We start from the raw sequence: 18133 nt of genomic DNA, 5'->3' as shown, positions 1-18133 counted from the left end.
AATAGGTAAAGGCATCACACACTGTGTGATGCCTTTTGCTACACCACCTGTGTGTTTTGGAAAGGGGAATTCCGCATTGAAACGTAGAGTTGCAATTATTGGAATGGTTGTTGCATTTTTAATTGGTGCTGGCGGAATGTTTGCAGGCATGTCTGTATTTGGGGTTAACCCATCAGAAGTAACGCAAACAATTTCGAGTGGGAATGCTAGCACTGCGCAAGGGAATTTGGCAAAAATTAATGAGGCGTATGCACTAATTGATTCACGTTATGTGGAAGACGTGAAAGATGAAAAGTTAGTTGAAGGTGCAATACAAGGTATGTTGTCTACGCTGAAGGACCCTTATTCCACGTATATGGATAAAGAAACAGCCAAACAGTTTAGTGAATCGCTTGATCCCGAATTAGAGGGGATTGGGGCTGAGGTGAACAAGACGGACGGTAAGCTTATTATCGTATCGCCAATTAAAGGTTCACCAGCAGAAAAGATAGGAATTAAACCGAATGACCAAATTTTATCTGTAGATGGAAACAGTGTGAAAGACTTATCACGTGAAGAAGCAGTATTAAAAATTCGTGGTAAAAAGGGAACGACTGTCGCAATTGAAATTAAACGTGCGGGAGTAACTGATCCGATTGTATTTAAAATTAAGCGTGAAAAGATTCCGATCTTTACAGTGTTTAGTTCTGTGAAGCAAGAGAGCGGAAAAGATATCGGTTATATGCAAATCACTTCTTTTGCTGAAAATACAGCGAAAGAATTTAAGGATCAGTTAAAAGAGTTAGAGAAGAAAAATATAAAAGGCTTAGTTATTGACGTGCGTGGTAATCCTGGTGGCTACTTAAATAGTGTAGAAGATATACTAGGGGAAATTATGACGAATAAAAAGCCGATGCTACAAGTAGAGCAGCGAAATGGTGAGAAGAAGAAATTCTCTACGGAACTGAAAGAGAGAAAACCATATCCAATTTCAGTATTAATTGATAATGGAAGTGCTTCTGCTTCAGAGATTTTAGCGGGTGCGCTAAAAGAAGGAGAAGGATACGATTTAATTGGTGAAAAGACATTTGGTAAAGGTACTGTCCAGCAAGCTGTTCCATTTAAAGACGGCAGCAACATTAAATTAACGATGTTTAAATGGTTAACGCCGGATGGGAACTGGATTCATAAAAAAGGAATCGCGCCAACAGTAGAAGTGAAGCAACCAAATTATTATCATGCGACACCAATTCAAATTGAAAAAACACTTTCATACAATTCAAATGATGTACAAGTAAAACATGCTCAGGAAATGCTTAAGAGCTTAGGTTATGTACCAGGTCGTGAAGATGGATACTTTAGTAAAGAGACAGAATCGGCTTTGAAAGCATTCCAAAATGCAAATGAAATGGAAGCGACAGGACAGCTTGATAAAAAGACAGCTGAAGCGATTCAAACTAAAATTATTGAAAAAATCCGTTCTGGAGAAAATGATTTACAATTACAGTCAGCATTAAAATTAATGGCAAAATAAGAAGAAATACAGGCAGTTTGCTGCCTGTATTTTTTTGTGTTAAACAAACGTTTGTTTAGTTATGATAATATAAAAAGAAAGAATGATATAAATGGTGGTGAATGAGTTCGTGGAGGCGTGGATTTTTGAAATAATGCGGGCAGTTGGACGTTTTTTCTTACACCCTGCTGTCTATATATTTGTAATAAGTAGTATCTTCGTTGGATACTTACGTATGTTAAGAGAACGAAAAGATTTTTCTTTTAAAGTTTATGATATTTGGTTTGAACTGCGAACCTCTCTATTTGCAGGGATTGGATACGGATTAGTAGTATCTATTATTACGATTGGGCTTGGACTTGTTGTTTCTAAAGCAAGCTTATGGGCCATTTTAATTTGGACGTTACTATTTGGATTAACGGCTATGTATCGATATTTATCGGCGGCTTATACATTTAGCATTGCGATTGTATGTGTTCTATTATCTTCTAAGCTACCAGTTTCCTTTTTACAGCTTCGAGAAGGTGAAGAGAGTACCATTGTATCCCTTGTTATTTTACTAGGCGTTATGCTTATTGTAGAAGGCTTATTGATTTCGAAAAACGCAGTAGGATATTCGACGCCGAGGCTTAGGCAGGGGAAGCGTGGATTAAAGATTGGTTTACACGAATCAAAGCGTTTATGGATCGTTCCTATTTTTATTCTTGTACCGGGTGATGCGGTAACGCAGTTTATTTCATGGTGGCCTGTCGTTTCAATAGGTTCAAATACATATTCTCTATTCCTCGTTCCATTTTTAATTGGATTTATGAGAAGGATTAGAAGTTATGAGCCGACGGAAGCTTTATTATTTACAGGAAGACGTGTGTACGGATTAGCAGGACTTGTGCTCGTTTTAGGAATCGCAAGTTACTGGTGGCACGTACTTGCAATTATCGCGATGGGAGTCGCTATGCTTGGGCGTTTCACAATTTCGATGCAAGAAAAAATTGCCGATGAAACAAGACCAGCGTATTTTGCTGCACGCAATGATGGGCTCGTTGTACTAGATACAATTCCAAATACAATTGGAGCAGAGCTGAAATTACTGCCTGGAGAAATTATTACGAAAGTAAATGGAGTCATCCCAAAAAGCGCCGAGGAATTTTATGATGCGCTTCAAACGAAGACGACAGGAGCATTTTGTAAATTAGAAGTATTAGATACAAATGGTGAGCTTCGTCTTGCACAAACTGCATTATATGCTGGTGGACATCACGAATTAGGTATTGTATTCGTTGAACAGGAGCATGAGTGGGATTCGGAAGCGATGTAATAGAAGGAATGGTATCACCTTGTGGTGGTACCTTTTTTGTTTTTGGGAGATGGGAGAGTAGTTAGTAAATGAAATTTATATCGGCGATTTTCCGAATATATCAGCGCAACTTGAAATATATCGGCGATTTTGCAAATATATCAGCGCAACTCGAAATATATCGGGGATTATTCGAATATATCGACTTTCCAGCAAAAAACGACAACTATCGCAAAGCTTATTTTCAGTTTCATAGACGGATAACTTGAATAATTATTTGATAATGGTTATCATTTAGGGAGTCTTTTTAATTTTGGAAAATGGAGGTAAGATATGCTGCGTAAATTTTTCTCGTACTATAAACCGTATAAAGGTTTATTTATACTCGACTTTTCTTGTGCGGTTGTCGCAGGATTATTAGAACTCGGCTTCCCGCTTATCGTAAATCAATTTATTGATAAGTTATTGCCAGGGCAAAACTGGACGCTTATTTTATGGGCTTGTTTCGGTTTACTCGCAGTTTATATGTTAAATGCAGGCTTACAATATGTCGTTACATATTGGGGACATATGCTTGGTGTTAACATTGAAACAGATATGAGGCAGAAATTATTTGATCATATTCAAAAGCTATCATTCAGATTTTTTGATAATAATAAAACAGGTCATTTAATTTCACGCCTTACAAACGATTTAATGGAAATTGGGGAAATTGCTCACCATGGACCAGAAGATTTATTTATCGCCGTAATGACTTTAGTTGGGGCATTCTCATTTATGATGATGATCAACTGGAAGTTAGCGTTATTAACGTTCTTCGTCATTCCATTCCTATTATGGTTAGCACTTTACTTCAATAAAAAAATGACAGGTACATTTAGACGTTTATTCTCAGACGTTGCTGATTTTAATGCATGCATTGAGAACAACGTTGGTGGTATTCGCGTTGTACAAGCATTCGGAAATGAAAAGTTTGAGAAAGAGCAATTTGCTGTTAACAACGCTCGTTTCCGTACAACGAAATTAATGGCGTATAAAATTATGGCGTTAAATTCGTCGATTAGTTATATGCTCATGCGGCTCGTAACGCTCTTCGTCTTAATATGCGGTACATGGTTTGTTCTGCAAGGAGAATTAACGTACGGTGGATTTATCGGATTCGTTCTATTGACGAATATTTTCTTCCGCCCAATTGAAAAAATTAATGCGGTAATCGAAAGCTATCCGAAAGGAATCGCTGGTTTTAAAAGATATGTAGAGCTTCTTGAAACAGAGCCTGACATTGTAGACTCTAAAGATGCAATGGAAGTGAAGCATGTACACGGTGATATTCAATATAACAACATTACGTTTGGATATGAAAACAAAGAACCGATTTTAAATGACATTAGTTTGAAAATACATGCAGGTGAAACAGTTGCGTTCGTTGGACCATCAGGAGCTGGGAAAACGACGTTATGTAGCCTATTACCACGTTTTTATGAGCAATCATCTGGATCGATTCAAATTGATGGAATTGATACGAAAGATATGACATTATCTTCACTTCGTAAGCAAATTGGAATTGTGCAGCAAGATGTGTTCTTATTCTCAGGAACAATTCGTGAAAATATCGCTTACGGAAATTTAAAAGCATCAGAAGCTGAAATTTGGCAGGCAGTAAAACGTGCGCAGTTAGAAGATTTAATTTACTCACAGCCGGACGGTTTAGATACTGTTATCGGTGAGCGCGGCGTGAAACTTTCAGGTGGGCAAAAGCAGCGTCTAGCGATTGCTCGTATGTTCTTGAAAAACCCGCCAATTTTAATATTGGATGAAGCAACTTCTGCGTTAGATACAGAGACGGAACTTGCGATTCAAAAATCGCTTGCGGAGCTATCTGTTGGTCGTACAACATTAGTTATCGCTCACAGACTAGCAACGATTAAAAATGCAGATCGCATCGTCGTTGTAAATAAAGATGGTATTGCAGAACAAGGTTCACATAATGAATTAATTGAGCAAGGCGGAGGATACAGTAGGTTATACGAAGCTCAGTTTAGTTCGTAAATATAATTTGTACTGAATTAGTGCACCATAAGTAGGTAAAAATCTCATATGGGAGGCTGTACAGTATGATTGTAACAACAACTTCTACAATTCAAGGGAAAGAGATTATTGATTATGTCGATATCGTGAATGGAGAAGCGATTATGGGTGCAAATATCGTTCGTGATCTTTTCGCTTCTGTCCGTGATGTTGTCGGTGGTCGCTCAGGCGCTTACGAAAGCAAATTGAAAGAAGCACGTGACATCGCAATGGAAGAGATGAAAACTCTTGCAAGACAAAAAAATGCGAATGCCATCGTTGGTATCGACGTGGATTACGAAGTAGTTCGCGAAGGGATGCTAATGGTTGCTGTGAGCGGGACTGCTGTCCGTATCTAAAGTGAGAAGCCGTGCTGATGCACGGCTTTTTGTATTCTATGTCGAAGATTCAATATTTCTTGGGAAATGCGGAAGGTCCCGTCGATATATAGGGAAGACATTAGAGTGCTTCTTTACATTTCCGGATTTTAACTAATAATGTTTCGTATTCTTGTTCGAGAGATGAGATATCATTGTGATGATTTGGTATGGAAATTCGGCCGATGACTTCTGTTAATTTTGTTTGTAATCGTAACAACTCTTGCTCAGTAACGTTTACAGAATCTCCGGTGGTTCTTTTTGTGTATTGCTCGTAATTACCGTGGAATACTCTAGGTTCACTCTCATCTACTTGTAGAATATGGTCTGCAACAGAGCGAATAAAGGCACGGTCATGGCTAATGAAAAGTATTGTGCCAGGATATTCTTGTAACATGGTTTCTAATTCTTCTTGCGTTGCTAAGTCTAAATAGTTTGTCGGTTCATCTAGCAGAAGCATATTATAGTTTCCTAAAAATACTTTTGCGAGTGCAACCTTCATTCGTTCACCCCCGCTTAGAATGTGCACGGGTTTATGAACATCCTCACGGCGGAATAGAAGTCGTGCAAGTATTGTGCGAACGAATGCTTCTGTATAGTTTGTTTCTTCTAGAACATTTTCTAAAATGGTTTTATCTGTTTTTAAAATAGATAATGTTTGTTCGAAGTATCCAATTTTACAACTTTTCGATAGCTGCATGCCACGCTCGTTTGTGAGAAGCATGTTGAACAAAGTGGTTTTGCCGCTTCCATTTGCCCCTAAAACGGCAAGCTTTGCACCAGGGGCAATAGTTCCATTCATATTTTTAAATAGTATACGGTCGCCTATTTTCTTTGTTGCTTTATTGAATTGTACTGCCACCTTACTATGAATGGGTGTATGGTATTGCACGTCAAATTGAGCTTGAGAAAGATCCTTTGGCTTTTCCTTCTTTTCTAGTTTTTCGAGGCGTGTCTCTAATGCTTTCGCTGCTTTACTAACCTGTTCTTGGCCATGAGCCCCACTTAACCTATAAAGTCTAGATTCAGATGAACTGAACCGTGTTGGGATTTTTTTTATGTTAGAAGCACGTTGCTTTCTTTGTAGAATGGACTGTTCTAAACGATTTTTTTCTTGTATATATTGCTCATATTCTGCTTGTTTTTGTATTCGTTCACGTTCTTTTTGTTTTCGATAGTTTGAATAATTACCTTTGTACTCTTGAATAATACCGTCTTCAATTTCAATAATTTTGGTACATATATTATCTAGAAATTCACGGTCATGCGATATTAAAACAAGTGCCCCTTTATAAGATGAAAGTGCCTTTTCTAATTGCTCTGTACCGACCATATCTAAGTGGCTTGTTGGTTCATCAGCGAATAAAATGCCTGCATTTTGTTCGAGAGCATGCGCAATCTTTAGTCGCATTCGTTCACCGCCGCTCATTGCGTCGGTAACGTTTGAAATACTCCATTTTCCTTTTGCGAGAGAAGAAGCGGTTTCCGGTAGTTCTTCGCTGAGCTGAGGAATGATGGCGATAGAACTATGATGAGTTACTATGCCTCTGTCAGCTTCTATTTCTTTACTTAATATTTGTAATAACGTAGATTTACCAGCTCCGTTGACTCCGACAATTCCTATGCGATCCTGTGCTTGAATTTCCAGTGATGGTAATGTAAATAGTGTGCGATCACCAAAGCTCTTTTCAATATTACGTGCGAATAAAATAGTCATAAAAAACCCTCCCTAGTTTCACTAGAGAGGATAAACGTCGCCCTTGTATGTAAAAAATCGTACATAAATAAACGATTTTTTACATGATCGTTTCGAAAGAAAGTATCGACAAATGGACAGACTAATCCCCTGCTAGTTTTCATCATTTTTGTTCACTATTTGTGATGGATGAAATAAATAAGAGAATTAGAACTTCATTGGTCAAAGTACCTTCCTTTCATAATATTACTTTTATTGTATGCGCATACAAAAGGGTTTGTCAAACTTATTTCTGTTCGCTATTTTTGAATTTATTATTATACAATTGTGCTTTTGCCAGCGCCTCAGCATCGTTTTTAATTTCATCCAGTCCATTCGCATCTCCAATAACATAACCTTCAAATGAAGAACCAACAAAATCAAAGATATATTGGAATTGAGCAATAAGCGGTAATGCTTTTAGCTTTGGATTATCCCCGCCAACGATGACAACATACATTTTTTTGCCTTTCATTTTTTCTTTGAAATGAAGAGATGTATCGCGCAAGCTTTGTGACCAGCGATCAACAAAGTTTTTCATATGTCCACTCATTCCGTACCAATATAATGGTGTAGCAAAGATAATCGTGTCGTGCTCTAGCATGCGTTTGGTTAACTGCTCATAGTCATCATTTACGGATTGGAATCCTTCTGCATCATGACGTTGGTCTGTAATAGGATAGACGGTATGATCACGCAAATAAATTTGTTCTGTTTCAATGTCCTCTATCATCATATGTGTTAAAGCTTCTGTATTTCCGTTTTGTCTTGAACTGCCATGTATAACAAACATGTAATCATTCCTTTTCTTTTGCATGTTTTAGGAGTGAAACGTGTTTTTGCAAGTTCGTTTGGATGTTGGAAAGTAATGTGATTTGCTTTGTTACTTCATTGAGTTTATCTTCGTAAAGCGTAAGGATACTGCTGCACGGATTGTCGTACAGGTGCGGTTCAATTTCAAGGCAGCGCAACATCCTTGCCGTCTCTTCTAAATTTAAGCCAATTTGTAAGTACATTTGAATAAGCTCCACTTTTTCGATGGCACTTTCATCAAAATCACGGTAGCCATTTGCAAGGCGCTTAGAAGGGAGTAAGCCCTTTTCTTCGTAATGTCTTAGTGATCTTTCACTAACGCCAGTTTCTTTTGATAATTCTCCAATTCGCAATGTATTTCACTCCTTTTACATGTATTGTAAACCTTCACACTAATGTGAAGGTCAACTCTGTTTTTTCGCAAAAGAATCTACATGATTTAAGAACACTTGAATGGCTTTAGATGGAATGAAATATTTACCGCGCACGATGGAAAACGGACGGATTAGTTGTTCATTTGGAACTTCGACGTGGAATAGTTCTTTTGCTAATAGCTCTTTCCGTACAGTCCAATCAGAAAGGATAGCGATGCCAAGCCCGGCACTAACAGCTTCCTTTACGCTTTGGATACTACTGAATGTAAAGAATCGTTTCATTTTTAAATGGTGTTGATGAATAAAGCGGTCACTATAAGCGCGTGTACCAGAACCACTTTCTCTTAATACCCATACTTGATCTTGGAGTGTACTTTCATTTATTTCATTTGTGCGGAGTAATGGATGATTTGGCGGGACGACGAGCTTCATTTCATCTTGCATAAATGTTTCAACATCTACGTCGGCGTATACGACTTGTCCTTCCACTAGGCCGATATCAATTTGATTAGAGCGAAGGCTTTGCAAAACGTCTTCTGTATTTGAGATGAAAGTATGAACTTCGACGTGTGGATTTTCATTCGCATAGTTAGCCAGTATTTTTGGAAGTAAGTATTCGCCAATTGTAAAACTAGCACCAATGCGAAGTGTTCCTGTTACAACGTTATGTAGTTCATTAATTTCTTGTTTAGCATCTTCGTAAAGAGAGAGCATTTGCTTTGCATGTATATATAATATGTTTCCAGCTTCAGTAACTTGGACGTGCTTCGGGGAGCGTTGAATAAGCGTAGTGCCAAATTCGTTTTCTAAGTTGCGTATATGCATACTTACTCCAGGCTGTGAAAGGTTTAATAATTCTGCTGCACGGGAGAAGTGTTTCTGTTCAACGACAGTAACAAAAATTTTTAAAATGTCTACGTTCATATAATGGGCTCCTTTCTTTTTCTATCATCTTATCATAAGTATTTCTGATGATAGAGATTTGGTATTGGTATTAAACTTATTATAGAAACTCTCTTATAATGTAAGTAGAAAGAACATGCATGTTCCAATACGATTATTGGAGTGGTTCAAAATGGAACAAACACTTGTTATACAAAAGAAGAAGCGTTTTGGATTTTCGCAAGGAATTGGGATTACATTATTAATCGCAATTGCCGCGAAATATTTAGCAGAGCTTCCATTTTTAAATATTATGGGACAATTAGTAATTGCTATTCTAATTGGGATGGTTTGGCGCGCTGCAATTGGAGTTCCTCACGATGCGATAGCAGGAACGAACTTTGCGAGTAAGAAGTTGCTGCGCTTTGGGATCATCTTACTTGGAATGCGATTAAATCTTGTTGATATTGCGAAGGCGGGACCGAAAGTATTGGTCATCGCGGCGGTTGTTATTACATTTACTATTTTTGTTGTATACGGACTAACGAAAGTATTTAAAGTAGAAAAGAAACTTGGGATTTTAACAGCATGCGGTACGGCAATTTGCGGCGCAGCCGCGGTCGTGGCAATTGCACCGCAAGTGAAAGCGAAGGACGATGAAACAGCAGTTGGGGCAGCAATCATCGCGATTTTAGGTACCATATTTACGCTTATTTATACGTTATTATATCCAGTGCTTGGTTTATCTCCGTACGGTTATGGTGTATTCTCAGGTGCGACGCTTCATGAAATCGCTCATGTCATCGCAGCTGCGGCGCCAGGAGGAAGTACTGCTGTAGACATCGCAGTTATTGTGAAGTTAACGCGCGTAGCAATGCTTGTGCCAGTAGCGATTTTAATTGGTCTATGGTTTGGTAAGAGTGAAGGTAGCAAAGAAAAGAAATCGTGGCGCGAACTTCCAATACCATGGTTCATTTTCGGGTTCTTAGCGATGAGTGCAGTGCATTCGCTCGGGATTATTCCAGAAGTTGTTGCGGGATACATTGTTGTTCTTGCTTACATGCTTATCGCAATGGCGATGGCAGGGCTCGGTTTAAATGTAGAGTTTAAAACGTTCCGTAAATTAGGAAGTAAAGCATTCGTGGCAGGGCTGATTGGCTCGGTTTGCTTATCGGTTCTTGGATACGTTCTTGTATATGCGTTAGGATTTATGTAGTAGAGGAGAAAGCTGTTCCCGAAGGTGTTTGGGGACAGCTTTTTCTTATGATTATAGTAGCGCTACGGATGTCGGTATTTGTCGGTAAGTCGATATATTTGAAAAATCGCCGATATAAATGGAGTTGCGCTGATATATTTGGGAAATCGCCGATATAATTTAAGTTGCGCTGATATAAATTGAATTACTCTTGTACTTTGTTAGAGTAGATGTTCAATGAAACATTTTTCTAAAATTTGTAAAGATATCTTTACTTATAACTGGAAAATATTTATAATTCAAGTAAAGATATCTTTACTTTTGAAGGTGGATCCTATGGGTGTGAAAAATAAAATAAAAGAGTTAAGAAAGCAAAATCATATAACGCAAGTTGAAATGGCAAAGGCGATGCAAGTGACGCGGCAGACAATCGTGGCGATTGAAAACCATCATTACAACCCGAGTCTAGAGTTATCTTTAAAAATCGCCAAATATTTTGGAGTGAAGGTGGAGGAAATCTTTACGCTGGAGTAAGGGGAAAGAAAATAAATGATAAGCTTGAGAGATTTCAATTAGATTAAACGTTTAAATATATAAGGATTGGTTTTGGTTTATTAATAAGTACGGCATCAACGAGTGTGTTAGCAACAAGGAATAATAGATAGAAAAAGGGGAACTGGGATGGGATTACCGGTGTTATGTGTCGCTACAGCTATATTTTCGCTTCTTTGGGGAATGCAAAACTTTTCTCGTAATCCAGTGCCGAGCATTTGTATTATGATTGGTACTGTAGGTTTATCGTATTATTTATTATTATTAGCCCATTATCATAAAACGGCAACGAGTGTTGTTGTTGGAGCACTTATTTTATTTTGTGGGCGCGCCATACAAAAGGGGTTATTTCCATAAAAGCTGTTTATACACTTTGTATAAACAGCTTTTTGTATTTTTTTTACAAAACGCTTGAAAGTTACGTAACGTCATCTTTTATAATGAAAGGGAAGAGGTGATGGTAGTGATTTCAATACAACAATTGACGAGAGAAACAGGGGTTACAGTACGTACACTACGTTATTATGATCAAATAGATTTATTAAAGCCGAGCGGAAAAACAGAGGGTGGACATCGGTTATATAGTGAAAATGACGTTATTCGTTTGCAACAAATTTTATTTTTGAAAGAAATGGGATTTTCATTAAAAGAAGCTGCGAATATGTTAGTAAAAGGTGAGCTGGATTTAAAAAAATCGCTTGAAAAACAACTTCGCTTTGTACAGGAAGAACAAAAGAAATTTAATCGAATGGAGCGTGTTTTACAAGCGGTTGTTTATTCGGTAGATGTAGAGGGAGAACTTGATTGGAAAGTTATGTTTGAACTTATTCAGCTTTCGAAACAGTCTCCTCGTATACGTGAAATATTTCAAAATGAAGTATTTTCAAAGGAAGAACAAAAGTTGCTTCATAATTTGCCGAATATGAGTGAAGAAGATCCGAATGTTTTAGAATGGGTAGATTTATTAAAGCAATTACGTAATTTTATGAAGGAAGGTAAAGAAGCTGCAAGTGATGAGGTACAACGGGCAACGAAGAAATTAATGCAGAAGTGTTTAGAAATGGCTAATGGTGACGAAGCGTTTTTAGATAAGTTATGGGAAGTTAGAAAATCGAAGGAAGATTCACAGAAAATGAGCATGTATCCAATTGAAGAAGAACTTTTAGTATATATGGATGAGGCTTTTCGTATTTATGATGAAAGGGAGAAGGATAAATGAGTATACTCGCAGAATATCGTTGGTATTTTTTAATTGGGGCAGAAATTGTATTTTGGTTATCAGCTATCGGTTTCTTTTTACTTCGCTACGGATTCCGTTTGAAAAAGGCGAGTTTTATTATGGGGATTGTACTCCTCGTAAATGAAGTGTTTATTTTAACTTTAGGAGTAGTGGACTATTATCAAACAGGAAAGTTCTCTAACTTTCAAATCATTACTGTAATCATTTTATTATATGCAGTTTTCTACGGGAAAAAGGATTTAAAGAAGCTTGATATATTTGTACAAAAATCAGTTGCGAAATGGCGTAATGAACCGGCGCCTATTATTGAAGAACAGGTAGAATTAACAGGCATGGCCTATGCAAAGCAGGAAATAAAAAATTGGATATTACATCTTGTTTTATTCGTTGGTGTGCACATATTCTTTTTCTTCGCGTATGGATTTATTCCATTTGAACAATGGGGTAATTGGTTAGAATCGGGAATCGTTCTAAATAAAGCTGCAAGTCGCGTGAGCCAAGTGTGGGCGATTGTATTTTTAGTTGATACAGCAATTTCATTTTCATATGTGATTTTTCCGAAGAAGGAGAAAGGAAAAGAAAAGCTACTTTCATAGTTGAAAGTAGCTTTTCTGGTATACAAATAAATTTTATAGGAGAGGATGACAATAGAAAAAAGAACCAGTTGTATATGTCTATTTCTATTTCTCTTTAGTTTAGTAGCATGTTCACCATCTAGCACTATAATTGATAAGAAGAATGATGTCATTGTAAAGGAAGCAGGAACTTCCAATCTAGATAAATTCGAACAGTTCGTTAGGAACGTTGATCAAGGGAAAGTTGATAAAATAAGAATTGTACAGTATACCGATGAAGGTGACCCGGTTTTTCAAACGTTAGAGCATAGTGGGAAAGATATCCTTTATGTGTTAGATAGTAGACAAGACAAGTTTGCTGGTGACCATAAAGGATTACATAAAGATAGTTGTAAAAGTATTGTTAAAGAGCTGCGCGAATCAGAAAGTACTTATCGGTTAACAGATTGTATGAATGAAGCTGGGCGCAATGGATATGACTTAGTATATGTATCTAAAAAATAGAATTAGTAGAGGAAGGAAGTATTTACTCCTTCCTTTTTCTATGTGTATATTGTCGAAAACTTTACCGAATATCTGTTCGTTTTTTTAGGTTTTTTATAGGTATTCGTGGTAAAATAATAATACAGATTTTTATGAGGAGGTCGGATTTTCTTGGAACGTCAATTTGAAATTGTCTCAGCGTATTCCCCGCAAGGTGATCAGCCGGTAGCTATAGAGAAGCTTGTAGAGGGAATTAATAGTGGAAAGAAAAAGCAAGTGTTGCTTGGAGCAACAGGAACGGGTAAGACATTTACGATTTCAAATGTCATTAAAGAAGTGCAAAAGCCAACACTTGTTATGGCTCATAATAAAACGTTAGCAGGGCAGTTATATAGTGAGTTGAAAGACTTTTTCCCGAATAATGCAGTTGAATATTTTGTTAGTTACTACGATTATTATCAGCCAGAAGCGTATGTACCACAAACAGATACGTTTATTGAAAAAGATGCGCAGATTAATGATGAAATTGATAAATTGCGTCACTCGGCAACGTCTGCATTATTTGAACGGGACGATGTAATTATCGTTGCGAGTGTTTCGTGTATATATGGCTTAGGTTCTCCAGAAGAATACCGCGAGCTAGTTGTTTCGCTTCGAGTTGGTATGGAAAAAGACCGTAATCAATTGCTTCGTGAACTTGTTGATGTACAGTATGGACGTAATGATATTGATTTCAAGCGTGGTACATTCCGTGTGCGCGGAGATGTAGTTGAAATCTTCCCGGCATCACTTGATGAGCATTGTATTCGAATCGAATTTTTCGGTGATGAAATCGATCGTATTCGTGAAGTAAATGCGTTAACAGGTGAAGTATTAGCAGAACGTGATCATGTAGCAATCTTCCCAGCATCTCACTTCGTTACACGTGAAGAAAAGATGAAGGTCGCTATTGAAAATATCGAAAAAGAATTAGAAGAGCGTTTAAAGGAATTAAATGATAACGGCAAGTTGTTAGAAGCGCAGCGTATAGAACAGCGTACACGTTATGATTTAGAAATGATGCGCGAGATGGGATTTTGTTCAGGTATTGAAAACTACTCCCGTCATTTAACACTTCGTCCAGCGGGGGCAACGCCGTATACGCTATTAGACTATTTTCCGAAAGATTTCTTAATCGTTATGGATGAATCGCACGTATCAGTACCGCAAGTAAGAGCGATGTATAACGGGGACCAAGCGCGTAAGCAAGTGCTTGTGGATCATGGATTCCGTCTGCCGTCAGCTTTAGATAATAGACCGCTCACATTCGATGAGTTTGAAGAGAAAACGAATCAAGTTATTTATGTTTCAGCAACGCCAGGACCGTATGAGTTAGAGCAGTCGCCAGAAGTAATAGAACAAATTATTCGTCCAACAGGGCTTTTAGATCCACCAATTGATATACGACCAATTGAAGGGCAAATTGACGATTTATTAGGAGAGATTCAAGATCGTATTGCAAAAAATGAACGTGTATTAATTACGACGTTAACGAAGAAAATGTCAGAGGATTTAACGGATTACTTAAAAGATGTAGGAATTAAAGTTAACTATCTTCACTCTGAAATTAAAACGTTAGAACGTATTGAAATTATCCGCGATCTTCGCCTCGGTAAATTTGATGTACTTGTCGGCATTAACTTATTGCGAGAAGGATTAGATATTCCGGAAGTATCACTTGTAGCTATTTTAGATGCTGATAAGGAAGGGTTCTTGCGTTCAGAACGTTCATTAATTCAAACAATCGGTCGTGCCGCGCGTAATGAAAACGGCCGCGTTATTATGTATGCAGATCGTATAACGAAATCTATGGGAATTGCGATTGAAGAAACGAAGCGTCGTCGTAGTATACAAGAAGCTTACAATGAAGAGCATGGTATTACGCCGAAAACGATTCAAAAAGGCGTTCGTGATGTTATCCGTGCAACGACAGCTGCTGAAGAGACAGAAACATACGAAGCAACTCCTGCTAAGAAAATGACGAAAAAAGAGCGCGAAAAGACAATTGCGAAGATGGAAGCAGAAATGAAAGAAGCAGCAAAAGCGTTAGACTTCGAGCGTGCAGCTGAACTAAGAGATTTACTATTAGAATTAAAAGCGGAAGGGTGAAAAAAGTGAGTAAGAGCAAGGATTTTATCGTTGTAAAAGGTGCTAGAGCACATAACTTAAAAAATATTGATGTAACCATTCCGAGAAATCAGCTTGTCGTTGTAACGGGATTGTCTGGTTCGGGGAAATCATCATTAGCATTTGATACGATTTATGCAGAAGGGCAGCGCAGATACGTAGAATCGTTATCTGCGTATGCGCGCCAGTTTTTAGGACAAATGGATAAGCCGGATGTGGACACGATTGAAGGATTATCACCAGCAATTTCAATCGATCAAAAAACGACGAGTCGTAACCCACGTTCAACTGTTGGAACGGTAACGGAGATTTATGATTACTTACGTTTATTATTTGCACGAATTGGTACGCCAATTTGTCCGAATCATGGCATTGAAATTACGTCACAAACAGTAGAACAGATGGTAGACCGCGTTCTTGAATATCCTGAACGTACGAAATTACAAGTGTTAGCGCCTATCGTTTCTGGGCGTAAAGGTGCGCATGTAAAAGTACTTGAAGATATTAAGAAGCAAGGTTATGTTCGTGTTCGCGTTGACGGTGAAATGCTTGATGTATCTGAAGATATTGCGTTAGATAAAAACAAGAAGCATTCCATTGAAGTTGTAATTGACCGTATTGTTGTAAAAGAAGGGATCGCAAGCCGTCTTGCTGATTCACTTGAAAGTGCATTAAAGCTTGGCGGGGGACGAGTGTTAATCGATGTTATGGGAGAAGAGGAACTTCTGTTTAGTGAACATCACGCTTGTCCGCATTGTGGTTTTTCAATTGGAGAATTAGAGCCGCGTATGTTCTCATTCAATAGTCCGTTCGGAGCATGTCCTTCTTGTGATGGACTTGGTTCAAAGCTAGAGGTAGATTTAGAGCTTGTTATCCCGAACTGGGATTTATCATTAAATGAACATGCGATTGCACCTTGGGAACCGACAAGTTCACAATACTATCCACAACTTTTACAATCTGTATGTAATCACTACGGCGTTGATATGGATATGCCTGTGAAAGATATACCGAAAGATTTATTTGATAAAGTGTTGTACGGAAGCGGAGAAGAGAAAGTTTATTTCCGCTATGTAAATGAATTTGGTCAAGTAAAGGAAAATGAGATTTTATTTGAAGGTGTTATTCCAAACATTGAACGTCGTTATCGTGAAACGAGTTCCGATTACATTCGTGAGCAAATGGAAAAGTATATGGCAGAACAAGCTTGTCCAAAGTGTAAAGGTGGACGCTTAAAGCCTGAGAGTTTAGCTGTATTTGTTGGCAATAAAACGATTGCTGACGTAACGAAGTATTCAGTTCAAGAAGTACAAGAATTCTTCTCGAATGTAGAGCTAACGGAGAAGCAACAAAAAATAGCTCATTTAATTTTAAGAGAAATTCAGGAGCGCGTTGGGTTCTTAGTGAACGTTGGTTTAGATTATTTAACGTTAAGCCGTGCCGCAGGAACTTTATCAGGTGGTGAGGCGCAGCGTATTCGTTTAGCGACGCAAATTGGTTCTCGTCTAACTGGCGTACTTTATATTCTTGATGAGCCTTCAATTGGTTTACACCAGCGTGATAACGATCGTCTTATTCGTACATTGCAAGAAATGCGTGATTTAGGCAATACGTTAATCGTTGTTGAACATGATGAAGATACGATGATGGCTGCTGACTATTTACTTGATATAGGGCCTGGTGCAGGTATTCATGGTGGACAGGTCGTTTCAGCGGGGACGCCGGCTGAAGTTATGCAAGATGAGAATTCATTAACAGGGAAGTATTTAAGTGGTAAAGAGTTTATTCCAGTTCCACTTGAAAGACGTAAAGGTGATGGACGTAAAGTAGAGATTGTCGGCGCAAAAGAGAATAACTTAAAGAATGCGAAAATGTCATTCCCACTCGGTACGTTTGTAGCGGTAACAGGGGTATCTGGTTCTGGTAAAAGTACGATGATTAATGAAGTACTATATAAATCGTTAGCTCAAAAGTTATATAAAGCGAAAGCGAAGCCAGGTACTCATAAAGAGATTAAAGGTCTTGAACATTTAGATAAGGTAATTGATATTGATCAATCACCAATTGGTCGTACACCACGTTCTAATCCAGCGACGTACACAGGTGTATTCGATGATATTCGTGATGTGTTTGCACAAACGAATGAAGCGAAAGTGCGCGGATATCAAAAAGGACGTTTCAGCTTTAACGTAAAAGGTGGCCGTTGTGAAGCGTGCCGTGGTGATGGAATTATTAAAATCGAAATGCATTTCCTACCAGATGTGTATGTTCCGTGTGAAGTTTGTCACGGTAAACGATATAATCGTGAAACGTTAGAAGTGAAATATAAAGATAAGAATATTTCTGAAGTGTTAGGGATGACAATTGAAGATGGAGTAGAATTCTTCGCCAATATTCCTAAAATTAAGCGTAAACTTCAAACGCTTGTAGATGTTGGGCTTGGTTATATGAAATTAGGTCAACCAGCAACAACATTATCTGGTGGGGAAGCACAGCGTGTGAAATTAGCTTCTGAATTACACCGTCGTTCTACAGGTCGTACGTTATACATTTTAGACGAGCCAACGACTGGTTTACATGCGCATGATATTGCACGTCTTCTAGAAGTGCTGCAACGTCTTGTTGAGAGCGGTGAGACGGTACTTGTAATTGAACATAATTTAGATGTAATTAAAACAGCTGATTATATCGTTGACCTTGGACCAGAGGGCGGAGATAAAGGTGGACAAATCGTTGCTTCCGGAACGCCAGAGCAAGTAGTGAAAGAAGAGCGCTCATACACAGGTAAGTATTTAAAAGAGATTTTAAATCGTGATAAAGCAAGAATGAAAGAGAAAATAAAAGAAGTAGAGTTATCGCAATAAGTTTATTGATGAAAACCGAGTGGA

16 protein-coding genes are annotated in these 18133 nt (G+C 38.0%); 12 read left to right on the top strand and 4 right to left on the bottom strand.

Translation table 11 applies throughout. The features are described 5' to 3' along the window. Positions 1-76: 76 nt before the first annotated feature. From DN399_RS25495 to DN399_RS25480, 4 genes are all read left to right on the top strand, one after another. Positions 77-1513 carry a S41 family peptidase gene (locus tag DN399_RS25495; protein WP_000830313.1) on the top strand — a complete coding sequence of 479 codons (1437 nt, stop codon included), beginning with the start codon at positions 77-79 and terminating at the stop codon, positions 1511-1513. A 91-nt stretch (positions 1514-1604) separates the two neighbouring features. Next, complete coding sequence (locus DN399_RS25490; protein ID WP_033687562.1) at positions 1605-2807, top strand: PDZ domain-containing protein; 1203 nt, start codon at positions 1605-1607, stop codon at positions 2805-2807. 312 nt (positions 2808-3119) lie between these two features. Beyond that, positions 3120-4835 carry an ABC transporter ATP-binding protein gene (locus DN399_RS25485; RefSeq protein WP_000944620.1) on the top strand — a complete coding sequence of 572 codons (1716 nt, stop codon included), beginning with the start codon at positions 3120-3122 and terminating at the stop codon, positions 4833-4835. A gap of 65 nt (positions 4836-4900) precedes the next feature. Then, complete coding sequence (locus DN399_RS25480) at positions 4901-5212, top strand: YbjQ family protein (protein ID WP_000637521.1); 312 nt, start codon at positions 4901-4903, stop codon at positions 5210-5212. A 100-nt stretch (positions 5213-5312) separates the two neighbouring features. On the opposite strand, the gene abc-f is transcribed toward DN399_RS25480, so the two are convergent. The 4 genes from abc-f to DN399_RS25460 all read right to left on the bottom strand — a co-directional run bounded on the left by abc-f (position 5313) and on the right by DN399_RS25460 (position 9076). Beyond that, complete coding sequence (abc-f, locus tag DN399_RS25475) at positions 5313-6947, bottom strand: ribosomal protection-like ABC-F family protein (RefSeq protein ID WP_149150046.1); 1635 nt, start codon at positions 6945-6947, stop codon at positions 5313-5315. 265 nt (positions 6948-7212) lie between these two features. Continuing rightward, positions 7213-7758 carry a flavodoxin family protein gene (locus DN399_RS25470; protein ID WP_000497611.1) on the bottom strand — a complete coding sequence of 182 codons (546 nt, stop codon included), beginning with the start codon at positions 7756-7758 and terminating at the stop codon, positions 7213-7215. Positions 7759-7762: 4 nt separating this feature from the next. Beyond that, complete coding sequence (locus tag DN399_RS25465) at positions 7763-8131, bottom strand: MerR family transcriptional regulator (protein WP_001219205.1); 369 nt, start codon at positions 8129-8131, stop codon at positions 7763-7765. 51 nt (positions 8132-8182) lie between these two features. Further along, the gene (locus DN399_RS25460) at positions 8183-9076 is read right to left on the bottom strand and encodes a LysR family transcriptional regulator (RefSeq protein ID WP_001099987.1); all 894 of its coding nucleotides are present in this window, start codon (positions 9074-9076) and stop codon (positions 8183-8185) included. A 151-nt stretch (positions 9077-9227) separates the two neighbouring features. Here DN399_RS25460 and DN399_RS25455 point away from each other — a divergent pair, with 151 nt between their 5' ends. The 8 genes from DN399_RS25455 to uvrA all read left to right on the top strand — a co-directional run bounded on the left by DN399_RS25455 (position 9228) and on the right by uvrA (position 18109). Next, the gene (locus tag DN399_RS25455; RefSeq protein WP_000438432.1) at positions 9228-10250 is read left to right on the top strand and encodes a YeiH family protein; all 1023 of its coding nucleotides are present in this window, start codon (positions 9228-9230) and stop codon (positions 10248-10250) included. Between the two features lie 315 nt (positions 10251-10565). After that, entirely contained in the window at positions 10566-10763 is a 198-nt protein-coding gene (locus DN399_RS25450) for a helix-turn-helix transcriptional regulator (protein WP_000538364.1), read from the top strand. A 147-nt stretch (positions 10764-10910) separates the two neighbouring features. Beyond that, positions 10911-11138, top strand: a complete 228-nt coding sequence (locus DN399_RS25445) for a hypothetical protein (protein WP_000524139.1) — start codon at positions 10911-10913, stop codon at positions 11136-11138. Positions 11139-11238: 100 nt separating this feature from the next. Beyond that, a complete protein-coding gene (locus DN399_RS25440) occupies positions 11239-12000 on the top strand; it encodes a MerR family transcriptional regulator (RefSeq protein ID WP_149150045.1) in 762 nt (253 codons plus the stop codon). Further along, a complete protein-coding gene (locus DN399_RS25435) occupies positions 11997-12617 on the top strand; it encodes a hypothetical protein (protein ID WP_000025219.1) in 621 nt (206 codons plus the stop codon). The genes DN399_RS25440 and DN399_RS25435 overlap by 4 nt, the downstream gene beginning before the upstream one ends. A gap of 45 nt (positions 12618-12662) precedes the next feature. Next, a complete protein-coding gene (locus DN399_RS25430) occupies positions 12663-13100 on the top strand; it encodes a DUF4362 domain-containing protein (RefSeq protein ID WP_149150044.1) in 438 nt (145 codons plus the stop codon). 150 nt (positions 13101-13250) lie between these two features. Next, positions 13251-15227: an excinuclease ABC subunit B gene (gene uvrB / locus DN399_RS25425; protein ID WP_000441059.1), complete on the top strand. Its 1977-nt coding sequence runs from the start codon at positions 13251-13253 to the stop codon at positions 15225-15227. Between the two features lie 5 nt (positions 15228-15232). Continuing rightward, a complete protein-coding gene (uvrA, locus tag DN399_RS25420) occupies positions 15233-18109 on the top strand; it encodes an excinuclease ABC subunit UvrA (protein WP_000045561.1) in 2877 nt (958 codons plus the stop codon). The last annotated feature ends 24 nt before the right edge of the window (positions 18110-18133 follow it).

The sequence above is a fragment of the Bacillus sp. AR4-2 genome (genome assembly GCF_008274865.1).
Taxonomy (GTDB): Bacteria; Bacillota; Bacilli; order Bacillales; family Bacillaceae_G; genus Bacillus_A; species Bacillus_A cereus.
This window is presented reverse-complemented; position numbering and strand designations above follow the sequence as displayed.